At 63.9% G+C, this 19380-nt stretch carries 16 protein-coding genes and 3 tRNA genes; 10 read left to right on the top strand and 9 right to left on the bottom strand.

Translation table 11 applies throughout. From position 1 onward, the window contains the following. Positions 1-15 precede the first annotated feature (15 nt). Genes P9M14_15560 through P9M14_15540 form a run of 5 tightly spaced genes read right to left on the bottom strand, consistent with a single transcriptional unit; the run spans position 16 to position 5346 of the window. Complete coding sequence (locus tag P9M14_15560) at positions 16-1368, bottom strand: hypothetical protein (protein ID MDP8257161.1); 1353 nt, start codon at positions 1366-1368, stop codon at positions 16-18. Further along, positions 1365-2051, bottom strand: a complete 687-nt coding sequence (locus P9M14_15555) for an ABC transporter ATP-binding protein (GenBank protein MDP8257160.1) — start codon at positions 2049-2051, stop codon at positions 1365-1367. Before P9M14_15555 ends, P9M14_15560 begins: the two co-directional genes overlap by 4 nt. Before the next feature lie 4 nt (positions 2052-2055). Next, a complete protein-coding gene (locus tag P9M14_15550; protein ID MDP8257159.1) occupies positions 2056-3285 on the bottom strand; it encodes an ABC transporter permease in 1230 nt (409 codons plus the stop codon). Then, positions 3285-4577: an ABC transporter permease gene (locus tag P9M14_15545; protein ID MDP8257158.1), complete on the bottom strand. Its 1293-nt coding sequence runs from the start codon at positions 4575-4577 to the stop codon at positions 3285-3287. Before P9M14_15545 ends, P9M14_15550 begins: the two co-directional genes overlap by 1 nt. A gap of 4 nt (positions 4578-4581) precedes the next feature. Beyond that, the gene (locus P9M14_15540) at positions 4582-5346 is read right to left on the bottom strand and encodes an outer membrane lipoprotein-sorting protein (protein MDP8257157.1); all 765 of its coding nucleotides are present in this window, start codon (positions 5344-5346) and stop codon (positions 4582-4584) included. Between the two features lie 149 nt (positions 5347-5495). Here P9M14_15540 and P9M14_15535 point away from each other — a divergent pair, with 149 nt between their 5' ends. The 3 genes from P9M14_15535 to P9M14_15525 are packed head-to-tail and all read left to right on the top strand — an operon-like array spanning position 5496 to position 9915. Further along, entirely contained in the window at positions 5496-7151 is a 1656-nt protein-coding gene (locus P9M14_15535; GenBank protein ID MDP8257156.1) for an Ig domain-containing protein, read from the top strand. 2 nt (positions 7152-7153) lie between these two features. Further along, positions 7154-8674 carry a hypothetical protein gene (locus P9M14_15530; protein MDP8257155.1) on the top strand — a complete coding sequence of 507 codons (1521 nt, stop codon included), beginning with the start codon at positions 7154-7156 and terminating at the stop codon, positions 8672-8674. Continuing rightward, complete coding sequence (locus P9M14_15525; GenBank protein ID MDP8257154.1) at positions 8671-9915, top strand: hypothetical protein; 1245 nt, start codon at positions 8671-8673, stop codon at positions 9913-9915. The genes P9M14_15530 and P9M14_15525 overlap by 4 nt, the downstream gene beginning before the upstream one ends. A gap of 23 nt (positions 9916-9938) precedes the next feature. On the opposite strand, the gene P9M14_15520 is transcribed toward P9M14_15525, so the two are convergent. Further along, a tRNA-Thr gene (locus P9M14_15520) sits at positions 9939-10013 on the bottom strand. 116 nt (positions 10014-10129) lie between these two features. On the opposite strand from P9M14_15520, the gene P9M14_15515 reads away from it, so the two are divergent. The 3 genes from P9M14_15515 to P9M14_15505 are packed head-to-tail and all read left to right on the top strand — an operon-like array spanning position 10130 to position 14314. Next, complete coding sequence (locus tag P9M14_15515) at positions 10130-11554, top strand: radical SAM protein (protein MDP8257153.1); 1425 nt, start codon at positions 10130-10132, stop codon at positions 11552-11554. 2 nt (positions 11555-11556) lie between these two features. After that, positions 11557-12744 carry a DegT/DnrJ/EryC1/StrS aminotransferase family protein gene (locus P9M14_15510; protein MDP8257152.1) on the top strand — a complete coding sequence of 396 codons (1188 nt, stop codon included), beginning with the start codon at positions 11557-11559 and terminating at the stop codon, positions 12742-12744. Positions 12745-12775: 31 nt separating this feature from the next. Next, positions 12776-14314, top strand: coding sequence for a glycosyltransferase family 39 protein (locus P9M14_15505; protein ID MDP8257151.1), 1539 nt, complete (start codon positions 12776-12778; stop codon positions 14312-14314). Positions 14315-14337: 23 nt separating this feature from the next. On the opposite strand, the gene P9M14_15500 is transcribed toward P9M14_15505, so the two are convergent. From P9M14_15500 to P9M14_15490, 3 genes are all read right to left on the bottom strand, one after another. Beyond that, positions 14338-14425, bottom strand: a tRNA-Leu gene (locus tag P9M14_15500). A gap of 56 nt (positions 14426-14481) precedes the next feature. Next, positions 14482-14557 (bottom strand) — tRNA-Ala (locus tag P9M14_15495). 67 nt (positions 14558-14624) lie between these two features. Beyond that, a complete protein-coding gene (locus P9M14_15490; GenBank protein ID MDP8257150.1) occupies positions 14625-15779 on the bottom strand; it encodes a RuBisCO large subunit C-terminal-like domain-containing protein in 1155 nt (384 codons plus the stop codon). 73 nt (positions 15780-15852) lie between these two features. Between P9M14_15490 and hypA the strand changes: the two genes are divergently transcribed. The 4 genes from hypA (at position 15853) to P9M14_15470 (ending at position 19291) form a co-directional block, all read left to right on the top strand. Beyond that, positions 15853-16200: a hydrogenase maturation nickel metallochaperone HypA gene (gene hypA / locus P9M14_15485; protein MDP8257149.1), complete on the top strand. Its 348-nt coding sequence runs from the start codon at positions 15853-15855 to the stop codon at positions 16198-16200. Between the two features lie 9 nt (positions 16201-16209). Beyond that, the gene (hypB, locus tag P9M14_15480) at positions 16210-16872 is read left to right on the top strand and encodes a hydrogenase nickel incorporation protein HypB (protein MDP8257148.1); all 663 of its coding nucleotides are present in this window, start codon (positions 16210-16212) and stop codon (positions 16870-16872) included. Beyond that, a complete protein-coding gene (locus P9M14_15475) occupies positions 16869-17978 on the top strand; it encodes a 4Fe-4S binding protein (GenBank protein ID MDP8257147.1) in 1110 nt (369 codons plus the stop codon). The genes hypB and P9M14_15475 overlap by 4 nt, the downstream gene beginning before the upstream one ends. A gap of 83 nt (positions 17979-18061) precedes the next feature. Beyond that, positions 18062-19291, top strand: a complete 1230-nt coding sequence (locus P9M14_15470; GenBank protein ID MDP8257146.1) for a GAF domain-containing protein — start codon at positions 18062-18064, stop codon at positions 19289-19291. Positions 19292-19380 lie beyond the last annotated feature (89 nt).

Genomic DNA, 19380 nt, shown 5'->3' with positions numbered 1-19380 from the left:
GTGCCATGCGGGAGCCTAGAAATCGTAACGCAGGTAGAGGTAGGCCAGGTCGCGCTGTCTGACCAGCACGTCGCCGTAAACGCTGTTGGTGTCGATCTCCAACCCGCCGTACTCGGAGTTGCGCGGCCCGCGCATCAGGGTCATGCCCGTGGAGAGCTCGAGGCTGGAGAGGATCGACCACGTGAGTTGTGGCCAGGCCAGCACGCTGCCGTCGTTGAGGTTGACGATCGCGGTGGCGGAAAGTGAGACCAGCGGATGCGGTTGGATGTTCAGCGACGCGGCGGTCAAATAGCGGCCCAGGTTGAAGGTGTAGCCGCGGTTCGCCGCCGCCACGTACCAGGGACGGGACGCGAGTTCGAGATACTTGTCCGGGTCGATCTCGCCCAGGCCGTTGTAGAGCGCCTCGACGCGCAACGAGGGGTTGACCTCGAGATTAAAGGCGTAGGTGTAGCCGAGCATCGCGTTGGCGAACGCGGGAAGATCGTCGTACTCGAAGCTGCCCACGCCGCCGCCGTAGACCAGGCCGTCGCCCGCGGTCCAGGTGAAGTCCAGGCCCGCGCGCCCCTGGCCGTAGATCCAGCCGCCCATCAGGTTGAAGTCGACGTCGCTTGCGCCCAGGCCGAAGCGTCCAGCCAGCGCCGACTGCTCGCAGTCGACCTGTTGGTCGTGCTCGTCGTGCTCCACGGGCGCGGCGAAGATTTCCAGCGAACCGCGTGCGCCTAATCCCACTGACACGTCGAGCATGTCCACGCCGACCTTTTCCTCGCGATCGAGCGATGTGGGCGAGAACGGCGAGGCAATGTCAGTCGGATTCCAGGTCAGGCCCGGACCCCAGGAGACTGTCGATCTGCCGACCTTGATCTGTACCGGGCCCAGGTAGAGCGTGGCGCTTAGCCGGTCGATGCGGTCCTCGAGCTTGAACTTGCGCTCGTCCACCGGCGTGTCCTGCATGTCCAGCAGGCCCGAGCCCGAGGATGATTGACCGAATCCCAGCAGCGCGCTGAGTTCGCCGGCCGCGGCCGCGGTCGCGGCCTGGGTTCGGCCGTGGCGCAGGTCGTAATCGAGCTTGATCGAGTCGCCGCTGAGCGCGCGGGCCTGAGCCACGCACTCGAGTTGCAGCTTGCTCCAGAGGAAGGCCGAAATCCCGGCGCGCAGGCGCAGGGTGTCGTCGAACAAGTAACGTTGGTCGGCCAGCCCGGCCAAACGCAGCGTGTCCCAGGTATCCTGGGCCGAGCCCAGGGCTTTGACATAGCCGAACAGCCGAACCTGAGCATCGGAATTGCGCACCAGGGTCACGGCTCGGGCCGGAGATGCACTGATCACGACGAACAATATCAGCAGCACCAAGCAGGCGCGGCCGCGGATCATTCGCGTCGTTCGTCCTCGATGATCGCGCCGTCGCGCAGGGTGACCAGACGGTGGGAGCGTTCCATCACCATTGGATCGTGGCTGGAGAAGATGAAGGTCGTGCCCTCGTTGCGGTTGAGTTCGGCCATCAGGTCGAGCAGCGAGGCGCCCGTGGCCTGGTCGAGATTGGCGGTGGGCTCGTCGGCCAACACCAGCTCGGGATTGGCGGCAATGGCACGCGCCACGGCCACGCGCTGCTGCTGTCCGCCGGACATGTCGGAGGGACGGCGCTGGATCAGCTCGGCCAGACCCACGCGCTCGAGCAGCTCGCGCGACTTGGCGTGGCGCGTCTCACGCGGGACTCCCTGGAGCAGCATCACGAACTCGACGTTTTCCAAAGCCGAGAGCACGGGAACCAAATTGTAGTACTGGAAGATGAAGCCGATGCTGTGCAGCCGCAGCTTGGACAGTTGCGATTCCTTGAGTCCGGAGAGCTCCTGGCCCGCGACGATCAGCGTGCCGCTGGTGGGCGTGTCCAGGGCGCCGATCAGGTTGAGCAGCGTGGTCTTGCCCGAGCCCGAGGGTCCGGCGATGGCGGTGAACTCGCCGGGTTCGATCGTGAGGTCGATCTCCCTGAGCGCCAGCACGGCGCCGGCTCCGCCGTCGTACTTCTTCTCGACCTTATTACATTGGACTATCGCCATCTGCTCAGCTCCTCAATAGCTCGGCCGGACGGCCGCGGCGGGCTTTAACAGCCGGATAGATGCTTGCCAGCAGCACGATCAACAGCAGCATCGCGTCGGCGACCAGCACGTCGACGACCGTGACGCGGAAAAAGACGATCGCGCTCATCCCCACGTACTCCATGCCCTCGGCCAAATACGAGAGGTCCAGGCCGTGGACGTGGAAGTAGTGGACCGATAGTACGCCGATGGCGTCGCCGATCAGGCAGGCCAGCAGCGCCAGGCTCAGCGATTCGAAGATGATCGAAAAGCTCAGGCCCTGGGGCGGTGTGCCCAGGGCGCGCAGTACGCCGAACTCCCGGCGGCGTTCGAGCACCGCGATCAGCAGCACGTTGATTATGCCGAAGGCCATGGCGATGAAAATCACCAGGTAGAAGATCCACATCATTTTGTCGGAAAACTCGATCATCTGGACGATCATCGGCGACAGCTCGCGCCAGGACTTGATCTCGAGCCCCGCAGCCTCGATGGCCGGACGCAGCTCGTCCACGGTCTGCGCGAGCAGCTCATCTTGCGCGCCGATGATTGCGATTTCGGAGACCTGGCCCGCGAGACTGAACAGCGATTGGGCCTCGGGCAGGGCGATGAACACCGTGCTGTCGTCCAGCTCCGGCGAGTTGGATCGATAGACGCCCTTAATGCGGAAAGCTCCCGAGCCGAAGTCCTCGCTTGCGTCCATGCTCTGCGAGTACAGCACCAGCTTTTTGCCCACGCGGGTGTCGAAACGGCGGACCATCTTGCGGCCGACCAGCATTTTTCCGTGGTCGTCGTACTTGAGGTATTCGCCCTCGAGCTCGCCTTGCGGCCAATCCGAGACCTGTTTTTCGGCAGGGGGGTCGATCCCCACCACCTGGATCGGCCAGCTCTTGTTTGGGCCGACCAGCAGGCCACGGCCGCGCACGCGCTGAGCCGCTTTGAGCTCGGGATGTTGCTCGAGCACGTCCAGCGCCGGCTGCGGATCGAAGCCCACAGTGCTGCCGGCGCGCTCGAACGCGCCCTGGGCCTTGATCTGCATTTGGCCGTTTCCCGAGCGGATCACGTTGTCGACCATCTGATCGAGCCAGGCGTTCATGAAGCCCATGAACCAGATCACGCCGGCCAGCCCGATGGTCATCGCCATCAGCATGATCAGCGAGCGGCGTTTGTTGCGCATGATGTTGCGCGAACCGATCCGTACCCACAGCCCGATGTTCATCAGACGTGCCTCAGCGCTTCGACCGGCTTAAAGCGCGTGACGCGCCAGGCCGGGTAGAGGGCGGAAAGCAACGAGACGATCAGCACCGACGCGCTGCTGATGGCGAAGACCAGCAGCGTGGGCTTGGGATGCATCGATCCGGTCATGCCGTACTGCTGGGCGTATTCGGCCATCTCACCCAGCGGGATGCCCACGTGGCCGAAGTAGGCGGAAATCAATCCGCCGATGATCTGACCCAGCACCAACCCCAGCAGGGTCAGCATGGTCGATTCGATCATCATCATTATTGCCAGCGAGCGGGTGCGCATGCCCATCGCCATCAGTACGCCGAACTCCTTGACGCGCTCGAAGGCGATCATCACAAAGGTGTTCATCACGCCGAAAGCCACGACGATCAGCAGGATCAGGTACATGATCGCGCCCGAGCCCATGTCCAGCGCGATGCCCTGTTTGAGGCCGGGGAGGATCTCGCCCCAATCGCGTACCGTGGCGTCGCTGTATTCATTCCCCTCGGTCGCCAGTCGCGAGAGCATCTCGGCCTTGACCCGGTCGATCTGCTTGTAGTCGTCGAGCAGCAGCGCAACGTTGTGCGCCGCCGGGACTTGACGGTAGCCGTCGGGATCGGCGCTGCTCGGGTCGGGAAGCTGGGCGTAGAGCCAGAACGCGTCCTGCATGCCGCCAAGCTCGATGAACAACTGCACCGAATCCAGCTCGGGCATGCCCGAGGAGATCAGCCCGCAGATAGTGTAACGGCCGGCTGCAATCGAGCCGTCGGCCGCCTGACCGATGAGCACGATCTCGTCGCCGATTTTTGCATCGAGGTTTTGCGCAAGGTCCTTGCCCACCACCGCCTTGTCCTGCTCGCCTGCGGCGAACAGCTCGCCTTCCTTGATCAGCGAACTGATCGTGGTCAGCCGGGCCTCGCGCAACGGATCGATGCCCGTGACTAGGCCGCCGGTGGACTTTTCGCCGTGGCTGACCAGCACTCCGGCCTCGGCCCGCGGCGCAACGGCGATCACGTGATCGATCGATTCGGCCACGGCCAGCACCTTGTCGGGTTCCAGTACGGTCTTCTCGATGGACGGGTCGCTGAGGTATTCGACTTGCTGGACCTGCATGTGTCCGGTGCGCATCCGGCAGGCGTTGTCGATCATGTCGCCGTAGGAGCCGGCCTGCAGCGCCATCATGAACGTCAGTAAGATCGAGGCGAAAGCCACGGAGCTCAGCGTGAGCAGGGTGCGGCGTTTGTTGCGTCCGAGGTTGCGCCAGGCGATCTTGAGCAGCGTGGACATCGGGTCAGCGCGGGAGCTTGATCTGGTTGAGGTCGAATACGCCGGCAGGCATCGGCGTGTCGAAGTCGATGTTGTTGAAAATCAGCGTGGTGCTGTGACCCGGATCGGCGAGGTTGATCATTACCTGTTTCATCGAGACCCAGCGGCCCTGGATTTGGCGGATGTCGACCGAGGTCATGCGTTTGACCAGCGGGCCGTCCTCGTCGTAGAACTCGCCGCGGCGCAGGATGAACGAATCGACGTCGATCCAGCTGAGCACCTTGCCCCAGACGACCGGCGCGTCCTCGTGCGGGATCGATTGAATTTTATAGCAGTCCGCGCCGTCGACCTGCTCGCGGCCCAGCAACATGTGCTCGTAGTCAACGACGATCGAATCGGCGCGCGCCAGATCGTCGTTGGTGAAGTCCGAGCCCATCCACGATTGCAGCATGGCCGAGGGCGGAATTTTGATCACCTTATCCACGCGCGGAACGTACTGCCACATCTGGCGACCCAGCTTGAGGAACGCCGAGCCGTTGTCCTTCTCGGGTTTACTGATCACGATCAAGGCCCTCTCAGTGCCCTGGGTCCAGCAGCGCATCACATAGTTGCGGGTCCAGCGCGGAGTTTCGACCTTCATCAACAGCTCGGAATAGCTCTTCTCGCCGCGCAGCAGATCGTTTGAGCGGCGGATGATCTCCTTGACGTCCAGGTCCTGGGATACAGCGGATTGGATTGCGCCAAGACAGAGAACCAGGACGATTAGGATAGCCGGGAAGGAGCGGTTCATCGATTTCTCCAGAGCGTGAAATACTGATAATCCACACCTGACCGCTGATTGTCAAGGGAAAAGACCGACCGTCGGTCTGTCGGCTGGTTTGCCTTGACTTGCAGCGCAAAAGAGGTCTATGCTCCGAAAGTCCCGGAGGGTATTATCAATTGAGAAAACAAGCATCTTTAGCGATTCTGACCCTGGTTGCGGCCATGGGCTTGGGGTTGGTCGGCTGCGCCTCGGACCCGGATCTATTGTCCAGCGATTTTAAAATACGCGACCAATTTCTCAGTGCTGCGCATCCTGGCGAGCGTTACGAGCGCGGGATCGTCGCCAAGGGCGGCCTGGAGCCGTATCGCGAATGGCAATTGGTGCTCGGCGCGTTGCCCGAGGGGATCAAGGTCGAGGATACCAGCGGCGTGCTCTATGGAACGCCCGGCGAGGCCGAGGGGATCTACCCGTTTCTAGTCAAGGCCCAGGATGCGTCCCACAATCCGGATGTCGACGTATCGGCGATGGTGCTGCAGGTGATTTCACAGGGCTCCGGGCCGTTGTATCGGCGATCGTGCGAGATCGAGACCGACTATTGGGCAGAGCACGCGCCCTCGGGATTATCTTTAAGCAGCGTTGAGGGCGGCGACCGACAATACACTGATTACAATGCGGCGGGACGTCTCAGCGGGCTGTACCTGGCGGCCGCGGCCTGGCGCCGGACAATTATCCAGCAAGACCCGGACCAGGATTCGCAGGGCGCAATCGACGCCCTGTCCACCACCCTTGGCGCGCTGCACGCGCTGCTGCAGATCACCGGCGAGCCCGGGCTGCTGGCCTCGGGGTTCGAGCGCGACTCGATACAGCTTTTATGTTGTGACGACCTGGCCGACCCGGATTGCGACGCTGATTTCCTCTGCGGCGAGGGAGTGCCCGAGGGGCACGCGGGCCAGGGCGATTACGCGGGGTATCACTGGATCGGCGACGCAGGGCGCGATACCTACAGCGCGGTGATCTTCGGCCTGACCGTTGCCTACGACGCGGTACAGAACCAGCCGGGCAAGGAGCGCATTGCCCTGGATATGGCCGCGCTGCTCGACCGCATCTGGCAAGGCAATCTGCGAATTATCGACGTGGACGGCGAGCCGACCAGTCTGGGCAACGTCTCGGGAACCAACCCGGACGAGGATTCGCGCCGCGCACTGGCCGCGTTGGCCTGGCATCGCGCCGCCTGGTACGTCACCGGCGAGCAGCGGTTTGAACAGCGCTACTTCGAGCTGCTCGACGATCGCGACTACCGCCGGATCGTCACCGGCCCGACCGACATCTACAGCGGCTACGACACCGACTTTTCCGAGGCGTTGGACTGCGCGCTGAATCTCTACCTGCTGCTGAGCGTGGAGCAGGACGACGAGCTGCGGCAGATCTACTCCAACACCTTCAACCATTCGTTCTGGACTTCCGAGACCGGCTTTCGCCGCGGCGACGCGGAGCGCAATCCGCTGGCAACGCTGATGATCGTCGATCGACTCGACTACTGGCCTGACGCGCCGCTGTATGCGGGCTGGAGCCAATTGGCGCGCTTCCCCGCAGCACCGCTGGAGAACTTCGCGGTCGATCTTGGCGGCAATGTCGATGTTGACCCGGATATGCCCGGCTGGGCCGCGGACGCGCTGTGGATCGACCAGCGTCCTCCCGCGCAGTTCGCCTGGGCCGACAATCCCTATCTGCTCCAGCGCGGGGCTGACGATGGCCGCAGGTTCAGCGGGGTCGACTTCCAGCTCGCCTACTGGTTGGGACGCTATAGCGGCATGGTGCTCGCGCAGTGGTGAGAATGACACGGTTTGCATTAGCCGCGCTGTGTGCGCTGCTGGCGCTGTGCCTCTGGGCCTGCGAAACGGACGAGGGCTCAGCCGACCCCGACTACCAAGAGCTGATCGCCCTGGGCTCGGCCAACCTTGAGATCGGCGAGCACCAGGACGCATATTGCGCCTTTAGCCAGGCCCTGGACCTGCGTCCGAGCTCGAGCGCGGCGCACTGGGGCATCGCGCTGTCGGACCTGCTGCTGTTCGTGGACGCGGCCGACCTGCTGTACTGCGGCGAGACGTTCGCTGCGGACGAGCAGACGGTGATTGACTTCTGCCGCAACGCCGGCGGCTGCGGCCTGCTCGAATTGCAGGGGCTGTCCTACGATCAGTGCCTGGAGCGCTTCCCGTTGGGGCTGGATCAGGACCAGGCGCTGTGCGTGGCCCAGGCCGCCAATTGCTCCGCGCTCTACGATTGCGTGTCCGAGCTGTTGCCGCCCGATTCCGCGACCTGCGCAGCCGCCTGTTTCAAGCTCGAGTCCTGCGGCGAGTTGCAGCGCGTGCAGATCGATCTCGAGCGTTGCGAGCTGCTGTGCCCGGTGCTCTACAGCGCGAAGCAGATCGACTGCTACATTGCGCTCGAGGGGTGCGAGTCGGGCCGCGAGCAGTGTTTCGCGCAGAGTGCTCCGTGGATTCAGGACTGGTCGCAGGATTTTTACCAGCCGGTGGTCGACGAGCAGCTGGCCTGCCTGGAGCGGGTCGTCGTGGATCCGGCGTTCGAGTTTCGACTCGGTTCGTTCAACTACGAGCTGTTCGATATGCTCTTGCAGGTCAGCCTGGCCGGACGCCACGACCGGGCCGAGGCGCACTTCGTCGCGGCTCAGGCCGAGCTGATCCATGCGCTGCTGACCGCGCTCCCGGCGCTCGACCTGGATTACAACCAGCGCGCCGCCGCGTCGGTCTTTCTCGACCTGCCGCGCGACCTCAACGAGCTTTATCGACAGCTTCCAGCGCTGTACCTGCTGCTGGACTACTTGGTTGACGACCCGCTGCACCAGGGATTTCTTGGATTGGGGCAGGGGGCCAAGCCCGCTGACCTGGCGGCTGTCGCGCCGCTGGTCGCGCAATTCTTCGGCAACCTGGAATCAATGATCGAGCAGGTCGATACGCAGGCGGGCGATCAGTCGGCCGACGCGATTCGCTTTGTGGACTACAACGCCGACGGTGCGTGGAACGATGACGAGCCGCTGCAGATCCAGGGGCTGGGTCAGCTCCAACGTCCGGCAGCCCTGGCCCTGGCCCAGTTGTGCGGCGCGCTGCGCAACAACTTCGCGCACGGCGCGCCCGTTGACGCGGAGCTGCTGCGCGCGTTTCTCGATCAGTGGGGATCGGACACGGCGCTGATGCTGCTGGGGCTGCTGGAACTGAATTATACGGGGCAACTCGACCCCGGCGCGCTGCTACGCGATCCCGGGCAAGACGGCCTGCGGCCGCTGCTGTTTGTGCTGCACGACCTGATCGGCTCGTTGGCCGATTGGGGCGCGCTGTGAGACGCATACTGCTCATTGCGCTGCTCGCAATGCTGCTGGCTGTGCCCGCCGCTATGGCAGAGGACCAGGCGACGCAGCCTGCCGGTTTCGTCGCACGGGTCCAAGCTTTAGGACAAGCTCAGCAGGCATTGTGGGGCCGCACCACCGGGTTGGTCCCGGCCGGGGCGCTGATCGTGGATTTCGATCTGCGCTATGGCGCGGCCCATCGTAAATACGACGCGGATTCCGAGCTGGCGCCGCTGCTCGAGAGCCTGATAGTGCCCGATCCTTTGACCTCCGGCGGCGAGTTCCTGCGCCTGGAGTTCGACACCGAGGGCCAAGGAGCGTTCTACGGCGTGGGACTGGGCTACGCGATCAGCGATTCGCTGCTGGCCTGGACGCGCCTGTCGTTTCAACAGTTACGAATCAAGATCGATCCGACCTTCACCGCGGGCAGCTCAGCGCTTTTAGGCGTGCGCACGTTGGATGATTACTGGCGACTGTGCCAGGGCCTGGGTTGGCCGCGCATGACCCTGGACTATCGCAGCCGCAACTGGGAGCCGGGCGATATGCAGCTGGGCCTGGATTGGAACTGGTTGCGCTCGGACTATTTAAGTTTCGCTGGGCGGCTGGAGCTGACAGCGCCGACCGGACGGCTGGCCGATCCGGACGAGGCGCTGGCCTACGGATTGGGAGCGCAGCTCGACGCGGGCAACGGCAGTTGGGCCCCGGGCGCGGGTCTGGCCATGGACTGGCGGCTCTCCGATCCCCTGCGCTTCATCGGGGGCGCACTGGCTGTCGATTACTCGTACTACCTGCCCGGCGCACGTCGTTACCCGAGCTTCAGCGCGCCGGACCCGACGCTGGCCGCGGCCCTCGAGCAGTACGGAGGCGGGCTGTTCGCCGACTTCTCGGATCTAGACGGCGAATATACGCTCACGCCGGGGCACGCGCTGAGCTATCTGGTCGGACTGGACTGCGATTTAGGCTGGGCCTGGTTGGCTGCGGACTATCGCTTCGACTGGCGCGACGCCCCACAGATCGACTCGGAGCGCGAGCAGTTCGCGCAGTTGACCGAAATGATCGGCGTGTACGCGGAACAGACCCGCGAGTATCTGCAACTATCGGTCGGTACGCGGTTGGCGCGACTGGGCGTACCCTTGGAGATCACGCTGTTTGGGGAAGTGCCGCTCAACGGCCGCAACGCGCCGCGCCTGGATCAGGCATACGGCATTGCCTTGCGGTTGCTTTTACCGCTGTAAATAGTCAGCGATGGTGAGGAATATGGAGCCCTCGACCGGAATTGAACCGGTGACCCCTTCCTTACCAAGGAAGTGCTCTACCCCTGAGCTACGAGGGCCCGACTGGCGCGTATGTTTAACCCAAACGACCTCTGTTTGCAAGTGGTTTGCCCGGTTTGACGAACCGGCCGCCGCTGTTTAACGTCAATGGGTTGTTACGGCCTACAGGCATGAGATGAGCACTACAATCCAGTCATCCGACGCACCGCTGGGAGTCCAGCGCACCGTGCTGCTGGCACGGCCGGCCCAACCCGCATCGCGGCCGCTGAACAACGCCACCAACCGCGTACCGCCGATGGATCTCAAGGCGGCCGAGGCGCTGTTGGCGACGGCGGGCTATCGCCCGTTGCTGGTCGACGGCATGGCGCAGCGTCGCGGCAACCGCGCCATCGTGCGCATGGCCGAGCTGACGAGGCCCGCGTGGGCTCTGCTCTCGATGCTCGAGTTTCAGCAGAACGATTTACCGGCACTGGACAAACTGACCCGCGACCTGGCGCGTCTGGGGTGCAAGGTATTGCTCGCCGGACACTACCCCAGCTTTGCGCCCCAGGCCGCACTCGATCAACTGTCGGCGGCAAACGGCGTGCTGCGCGGCGAGCCCGAGCAGGCGCTGCTCGAAGTGATCGGCGCAGACGCGCTCTCGACCGAGCCGATTGCCGGTCTGGTCACTCGCGAAAATCCGCAGGCCGAAATCCGCATCGTGCCCAAGCTCGACGCGCTGCCCGATCCGCTGTGGGCACCGCGCGACGTGCTGCGTTACTTTCAGCGCTACCCGCTGCTGCGTGCGATTCGGCCGCGCTGGGGCTCGATCATGGCCAGCCGCGGCTGCCCGCGAGGCTGCACGTTCTGCTCGCCGTTTTCGCGGGTGAGCTTCGGCGCGGACCATCGGCGTTACGATCCGGCGCGGGTCGAGTCGCAGGCGCGTAACCTGGCGCGAGTCGGCGCCAACATGCTCAGCTTTGAGGACGACGCGTTCACCACCAACCGCCAATGGACCCTCGATGTCTATCGCAGGCTGCGGCCGCTGGGCTTGGGATTCATCCATCACGCCCGTGCCGACGAGCTGGACTACGAGCTGATGCAGCGCATGCGCGAGGCTGGCGGGATACTACTCAAGGTCGGCGTGGAGAGCGGCTCGCCGCGCGTGATTGAGAGCATGGGCAAGGCTGCCAACGGCGAGGAGTGGGTCGCCGACGTCCAGCGGCTGGGACAAGATTGCGAGCGACTGGGCATCGGCCTGTGCGCGATGTTCATTGTCGGTTGCCCCGGCGAGACCGAGCAGGATCTCGAACAAAGCCTGGCGCTGGCGCGGCACATCAAACCCGAGTTGCTGCAGATCCACTTCTTCACCGCCTACCCGGGCAGCGCGGAATACGAACGGATGAGCGCCGACCAACGTCCCGAGCCATCGGCCCTGCACCACTACGCGCCAGGACAAGGCGGGGACGAGATCGCGGCTCGTGTATCGCGCATGGCCCGCGGGTTCTTCCTCAGACCAAGCTTCGTGTTGCGGCATCTGCGCAGGCACGTCGGGTTCTACCTGCGCAATCCCGGAACCGCCTGGGGCCTGCTGCGCGGCTTTCTCGGGTTGGGGAGTTGAGCATGGCGATTGTGCGTCACAGCGTATCGCTCGACCGACGCGAACAAGCAACCGCGCTCGCCGCGCTCGCCATCAGCCGCGCGCGCGACTGCGACGATCAACGACGATTCGCCGAGCAGTTCGAGCTGTGCTCGGACCTGCACAACCTGACGCTGTACTCCTCGGCCACGGCAGCGTTCTATCACGCCATCGACGCCGCGGGATGGGAACCCGGCGAAGTGCTGCTGCCCGAGTACGAATTTCACTCCGTGCCCCAGGCGATCGAGCTGGCGGGCCATCGCCCGGTGTACGCGCCGGTTGATCCGACAACCTTTTTGCTCGACCTGGAGCGCCTGGAGCAACACATCGGCCCCGCGACCCGTGCGGTGCTCTATTTGCATACTTTCGGACTGGCGCGCGACCTGACGCCGCTGCGCGAGTTGTGCGATCGCCGCGGCCTGGCGCTGATCGAAGACTGCGCCCATGCGGCCGGAGCGCGTCCCGGCAACGGCTGGGCCGGACGCTGGGGCGACATCTCGATCTTCAGCTTCGGCGACGGCAAGTCGCTGGTCTGCCTCGGCGGCGGACTGGTCGCGGTGCGCGATGAGCAGCTGCACCAACGGCTGGCGCAACGCGTCTCGCAATTCACTGCCGAGCCGCGAACAGCACAGATCAAACGGACGGTCGCCGGCCTGGCCAAGGCCGCGCTGACCACACGGACCGGTTTTGGCCTAATAGCATACCCGGCACTGCGCCTGGGGTTGGGACGGTTGGCCACGAGCCTGACCACCAACCCGCTTAGGCCGCTCGAGGCCGCGCCTCAGGCCTGGTTGCGGAGCTTCCCGTGCGGCGGTGCGCGTCTGGGGCTGGAGCAGCTATCAAGGCTCGATGAACTCAATGCCCGGCGTCGGGCCAACGCTGCGATGCTTGACCAGGTGCTGCGCGAATGCCCCGCCGTCGAGCTGCCGATCGAGCCTCCGGGCGCGGACCATACCTACCTGTGCTACGCAATTAAAGTTGGCGATGCGCAGCGACTGGCGCGCGGCCTGATCCGGCGCGGGATCGACGTGCGACCCGATTACATGAGCTGCCTGAACTCGCAATCAGCGCTGGCCGACCACCGTGGCCGCGTGCTCTACCTGCCCAACCATCCCAACATCGAGCCGGACGATGCCTGCCGTGCGGCCCGGAGTGTAATCGAGCTGCTTTGACAGCAGGCCGGTTTGTTCCGATTATTTATCAATGACTGCGTTGCGTCGCTTGATCGCCGCCTTTGAGGCGCTGCTGCTGATCGTGCTGATCCTGGTCGGCGTGGGAATGCGTTTTGATATAGCGGGCAAGTCGATCGACTTCGACGCCGGGCTGTTCGCCTACTCGGCCCAGCGCGTGGCCAACGACCCGACCGGCGCGACGAGCTACACCGACTACTTCGACAACATGCCGCCGCTGATCTACTCGATCTACCGCGCGAGCTTCGCGCTGCTGGGCCAGAACGCGCGCGCGATCCACATGACCTCGCTGTTGCCCGACCTGCTGATCATCCTGCTGATCGTGCTGCTTGGCCATGCCTGGGTCTCGTGGCGCAGCGGGCTGTGGGCCGCAGCGTTCTACGCGCTGTCGTACGTGCCGCTACGCATGTCGCACTTCGGCCAGGCCGAGAACGCGGCCATGGCCGCGGTGCTGATCGGCCTGCTGGTCTACACCCGCGCCCTGACCAAGGACCCGGAGCGCAGGCTGTGGTGGCTGATGCTCGCCGGCGCGTGCATCGGTGTGGGCTCGATGATCAAGCAGCCGGCAGTGTTCTTCCTGGTGGCGATCGCCGCGCACCTGACGCTGATCCATCTGCGCAACGTCCGCATGCTCTCGCGCGCTGCACTGCACTTTGGCTGGGTGCTGGCCGGATTCGGCGGCTTTCTATTGCTGATCGGATTGGCGCTGACCTGGCGCGGAATCCTGGTCGAAGCGGTAAACGCCTGCTTCTGGTTCCCGATCCACAACCAGGGGATCTACGGCATGAGCGGCGAGGTGAAGTGGCGCGAGTTCCTTGAGAAGGCGGTGAGCCTACTGCCGTTTTGGGGAGTGCTCGGGGCTGCGGGATTATTGCGCGCGGCGATCAAGCGCGAGAGCGGGTTGCTGCTGGCCGCGCTGAGCCTGCTGTTCGTGATTCTGTTTTGGCTTTGGACCGGCGACTTCTTTCAGCACTACACGCTCTACGCCCTGCCGATCGTGGCGCTGCTGGCCGGATCGGCGGTCGATTATGCGCTGACCGCGAAACGCGGTTGGTGGATGCGACTGCTGGTCGCCCTGGCGTTGGTGGGCATGATCTCGTATCAGTACGGGATCATCCGCCGCGCGCGTTACGGATACGGCGAGCTGTACGACGAGCGCACGGGCATCCTCAACTACTACTACAACCACGACAACTCGTTGCAGTACCAGCTCGAAATCGCGCGCTGCCTGGAAAACCAGCTCGAGCCGCACGACCTGCTGTTGAGCACCACGCCGACCTACAATTTCCTGATCGATCGCGAGAACCATTACTCGCAGTATTACATCGCGCCGCTGACCCGCACCGCATCGTCCAACTTCCGCGACATGGATCGCTACCTGGATCAGAGCAAAATCGCCGTGGTCGAGCTCAGCCGCAAAGGGCAGCTGCCAGAGCACATCGGCGATCGGCTCGATCAGAGCTGGGATCATGTGCGCTGTATCACCGCGCGCGGGTCGCCCGACTCGGTGCTGGTCTATCGCAACCCGAATCCGCGAAAAATCGCGCGGTAGCACAATTGTAGGATAGATAATTGTGGTGCCGGAGGAGGGATTCGAACCCTCACAGGCACAAGGCCCGGGGGATTTTGAGTCCCCTGCGTCTACCAGCTCCGCCACTCCGGCACATAGCCTGGACTACAAAGGCGCGGCCGGAGCTGCCGCGCCGTTAAAACCTGATTTGGTGGAGCTGAGGAGAGTCGAACTCCCGACCTCTTGAATGCCATTCAAGCGCTCTTCCAACTGAGCTACAGCCCCACGGCGCTTTCAGGAGGCAGAAATATAGGCGGAGCGGGGCTTGCAGTCAAGTCCGAATTCGGGCCGATCAGCGCCCGCTGATTTTCTCCACCAGCTCGCGGGCGTTGGCTGTCAGGTCGTGCGAGCGGACGTAGAGATCCGAGCCGACCAGCAGCAGGTGATCAAGGCCGTAGGCCTCGAGCTTGGCCGGGACGTTATCCAGGCGCACTCCGCCCGCCGGGCCGGGCATGCTCGGACGCTTGTCGCCAAGGGGCGCCGAGCAGGCCGCAGCGATCTGCATGCAAGTCTGCTTTGATAATCCGAAGCGGCCGTCAAAGCTGGGGAAGATCGAGACGTCGGCCCCGGCCAGTCGGAACAGCGTACCCAGCAGCACGCCCGGGGCGATGCCGTGCTGCGGCGGGTTGACGAACGAGCCGCTGAGTCCGGGGTGAGCGATCAGCGGCAGCCGCAGTTCGCGGTCCGTTGCCAGGGCGCGCAGCCAATCAAGTCCGAGGATCATCGGTGCGAGAACCAGACCGCGCGCGCCGAGCTGCTTCGCGCGATGGGCGCGTTGGATCAGTCTGTCGCAGGGCGCGATCAAGTTGGCTGCGTACAGCGCGTTGCCGCCGGTCTGCGCGTTGGCCTCCGCCACCGCCGCGGCGCAGCGCTCGACCCGTTCCTCGAACGGACAGAAGCGTTGGTCGGCCAAGCCGTGGTCGTCCTTAATCAGATCGATTCCGCCCAGGGCGAATTGGTGGGCGTAGTCCGCGAGCTGGGAGGGGCTGCGCCCCATGGGCTTGAGCACCGCGGCGAGTAGCGGCCGGTCGTGCACGTTGACCAGCTCGCGCAGGCCGGTCACCCCGAAACGCGGACCGGGAAGCGCATCGAGCATTGATTGCGGCAGCTCGAGCTCCACAACCCTGATCCCCGATTGCAGCGAGATGTTGCCGAACAGCACGTTGAGCAACTGCGGCAGGTTATGGTCCGCGATCTGCGCGGGGTAGCTGATAAGCGCGTCGGTGGTCGAATCGTCGATAGTGGTCAGGCGCTGGATGCGACCGACGATCTGTTGTTGAATCGCATGGTCCGCGGCCAACTGCGGCACGACCTCCACGGTTTGCTCCAGGCAGATCTGCTCGGCGATGCGCTGGGCGTCGTCGGCTGCCGCCTGTAGGCGGTATCTGACCTGAAACCGTTCGGATGCTTGCATGACGTCGCGTACGATGGGGTGATCGAGCGGCATTGTACTGTTCGCAACGGGCTGACCACAAGCCTGGATTGACTTGCAAAGCCCACAGATGTGCATAATGCCTGCAATGCACGAATTGCCGGTGGTCCGCAGCATTTTCGAAATCGTGATTGAGCACGCACGGGTCAACAGCGCGGTTCGCGTGGTGAAAATCAACCTGCGGATCGGCGCGTTGACAGACTTGGTCGACCAGTGGGTCGAACGCTACTTCGAGATGCTCGCCCAGGGGAGCATCGCCCAAGGAGCAAAAATCGAGATCGAGCGGCCGCCGGGCCTGATGCGCTGCCGTCAGTGTGATGCGCAGTGGAACTACGACCGACAGAGCATCGGCGCGCCGTGCCCGCAGTGCGGCAGCCGCGAATCCGCGATCGTCACCGGCCGCGAGTACACCGTGGAATCGATCGCCATTGAATAGGGAGCAGCGGTGACGGTAAAAGTAATCGATTTGCGTGAGCCGATCCTCAAGCAGAACGTCGCGGACGCGCAGCAGCTCGCCGCGCGCTTCGCCCGGTCCGGAGTCTTCGTGCTCAACCTGATGTCCTCGCCCGGTGCGGGCAAGACCAGCCTGGTGGTCCAGACGCTCAAGCGCCTGCCCGCGCAGATCCGCACCGCGGTGATCGAGGGCGACGTCACCTCGAAGATCGACGCCGAACGCGTAGAGGCCGCCGGCGGACGAGCGCTGCAAATCAACACCCACGGCGCGTGCCACCTCGACGCCGCGATGCTCGGTCGTGCGGTGGACCAACTCGAATTGGACGAGCTTGACCTGCTGATCGTCGAGAACGTGGGCAACCTGGTCTGTCCCGCCGAGTTCCAACTTGGCGAGAACTGCCGCGGCATGGTGCTCTCCGTGGCCGAGGGACACGACAAGCCGCTGAAGTATCCGCTGATGTTCACCCAGACCGAAGTGCTGGCACTGAACAAAATCGACCTGCTGCCCTACACCGACTTCGACGTGAGCGCCTGCCGCGAGGCGGTGCTCGCGCTCAATCCCAAGATGGAGATTTTCGAGCTGAGCTGCCGCAAGCAGCAGGGGCTCGAACTCTGGATCGAGTGGTTGACGCAGCGCATCAAGAGCGCGTCATGAGCCCCGGGCGCAACGATCGATTGCTCGAGCATCTGAGCATCGCGCCGGTGCGCTTCGCTGCCTGCGAGGAGATGGACCGCATTCTCGATATCTACCTCGAGCCCGGAGACGCCGAGCTGCTGCTGAGCCTGGGGCACATGCCGGTGCTCCACGGCGCGCGCTCGATCGCCCGCCGGGCGGGAGTCGAGGTCGAGCACGCTACGCAACGTTTGGCCCAGCTGGCGGAGCGCGGGGTGATCGCGCGCGCGCGGCTGCTGGGTCGCAATCTGTACGCGCTGCTGCCCTTGATGCCCGGATTTTTCGAGTTCACATTTATGAAGGACGACAACTATCCGCCCGAGGTCAAGCGCGAGCTGCAGCAACTGTGGTCGCGCTACAAACGCGAGCACCTCACGCCGGAGTTGATCGGCCAGGCCACGCTGCCCCAACGCGTGGTGCCGGTCCAGCAATCCATCGCCCCGCAACAAAAGATTCTCACCCGCGACCACGTCGAGCGCATCGTGGAGGGCGCCTGGAAAATCTCATTGGGCAACTGCGCCTGTCGCGTCGCCGAGCACAACTGCGAGATGCCGATTGAGACCTGCCTGTCGATCAACTCCTTTGCCGTGCTGATGATCCAGAACGGCTTTGCGCGACAGATCTCCGCAGGCCAGGCGCGCGAGGTGCTGCACCAGGCGGCGCAGGCCGGGTTGGTGCACGCCGCGCTGAACTGCGACAGCCACAGCCTGATTCTCTGCAACTGCTGCGGCTGCTGCTGCGTGACGCTCGGGGCGCTGGCGAAGATGGGTCGCGAACGCGGTATGGTGCCCTCGAGTATGGTGGCGCAGATCGAGTTGGAACGCTGCGAGGATTGCGGCATTTGCGCACAGCGTTGTTGGGTCGATGCGATCAGCATGGACGAGCAGGGAGTGCGACAGGTCGATGCGGATCGCTGCATTGGCTGCGGAGTTTGCGCCATTGGTTGCGAGCAGGGCGCATTGAGCATGGTCCCGCGACCGGGCTATGCCGATGACACGCCGCGCAGCGGAATCCGGCTTTTAAAACGCATGACCGACGAGCGCGGGATGAGCTCGCGACTGATGAAAGCCATGCTGCGCGAACTTTAGCTGCCGCTGTTGAGGTTTTTTACTTAGTCGGACGGCACAACGGTGCTAGTATATTTCATCGATTTAATCCGCCGGAGCGTGCAATGAGCAGTGATTCGTACGACAAAGATGCTCTAACCAAGGCGCTGGCGGAGCATGCGCAATCCAGCGGGCTGACAAAGAACGGCGTCAAATCCGGACAGCTCGTGCTGCTGCACGATCTTACAATTTTAGTCAGCTCGGCCACGGACCTGCGAATCGTGCTCCAGCGCGCGTTGCAGGGAGCGGTGCATCTCACCGACGCCGAGGCCGGCAGCATTCTGCTGCGCGACGAGAACACCGACGAACTGGTGTTTGTCGAGGAGGTCGGCCCGGTCGGCGTGATCGGTATGCGTCTTAAGCCCGGCGAGGGAATCACCGGGATCGTGGTCGAACGCGGCATCCCCGAGATCGTCGACAACACCACCGAGGACGACCGCCACTCGCGCAAGGTATCGCGCCAGACCGGGTACCCCACGCGCAACCTGCTGGCCGTGCCCCTGCGCGCCCACCGCAACATTTTCGGCGCGATCGAGGTGATCAACAAGAACGAGGGCAGTTTCACTCAGACCGACGTCTACCTGCTGCAGGCCCTGGCCAGCACCATCGCCATCGCCGTGCAGAACGCCCGGCTCTACTCGAGCCTGGAGCAGATCGTACAGCAGAGCATCGACGCCCTGATCCAGACCATCGACTTCCGCGACCGCTACACCGGGGCCCATACCCGACGCGTGACCTACTACGCCTCGATCTACGCCAAGCAGCTCGGGCTGCCGCGGCAGTCGTTCGAGGATATGACCATGGCCGCGGTGCTGCACGACATCGGCAAGCTCGGTGTGGCCGACAAAATATTAGGCAAGCGGGCCACGCTGACCCCGGAAGAATACGAGGTGATGAAGACCCACTGCGTATACGGCGAACGGATCCTCAGCCGCATCGACCGTTTCAAACGCTCGCTGCCCGGGGTCCGCAGCCACCACGAGCAGTGGAACGGGCGCGGCTATCCCGACGGACTGTCCGGTACCCAGATCCCGCTGATCGCGCGGATCATCTCGGTGGCCGATACCTTCGACGCGATGACCACCACGCGGCCCTACCGCATGGGCAAGTCGACCCACGAGGCGGCGGACGAGCTAAAGAAGCTTGCGGGCAACCAGCTGGACCCGCGGCTGGTCGGCACGTTCATCCATTGTTTGAAAAGCGGCGACATCCGGGTCAATCGCGGCGACTACTGGGTGCCCGAGGCAATGGAAGTCCTGACCTCGATTCCGCCGATGCCTTTCGACTTTCTTTAATCCAAAATACAACCCGAGAACAACCAGTCAGGCGTAGGGTGCGCGGCAATGGTCGCTGATAGAAAACGGCCCGCGCGTTATACAACACG

The sequence above is a fragment of the Candidatus Alcyoniella australis genome (assembly GCA_030765605.1).
GTDB classification, from domain to species: domain Bacteria; phylum Lernaellota; class Lernaellaia; order JAVCCG01; family Alcyoniellaceae; genus Alcyoniella; species Alcyoniella australis.
Note: the sequence above shows the minus strand (reverse complement) of the source record. Positions and strands in the feature narration are given on the sequence as shown.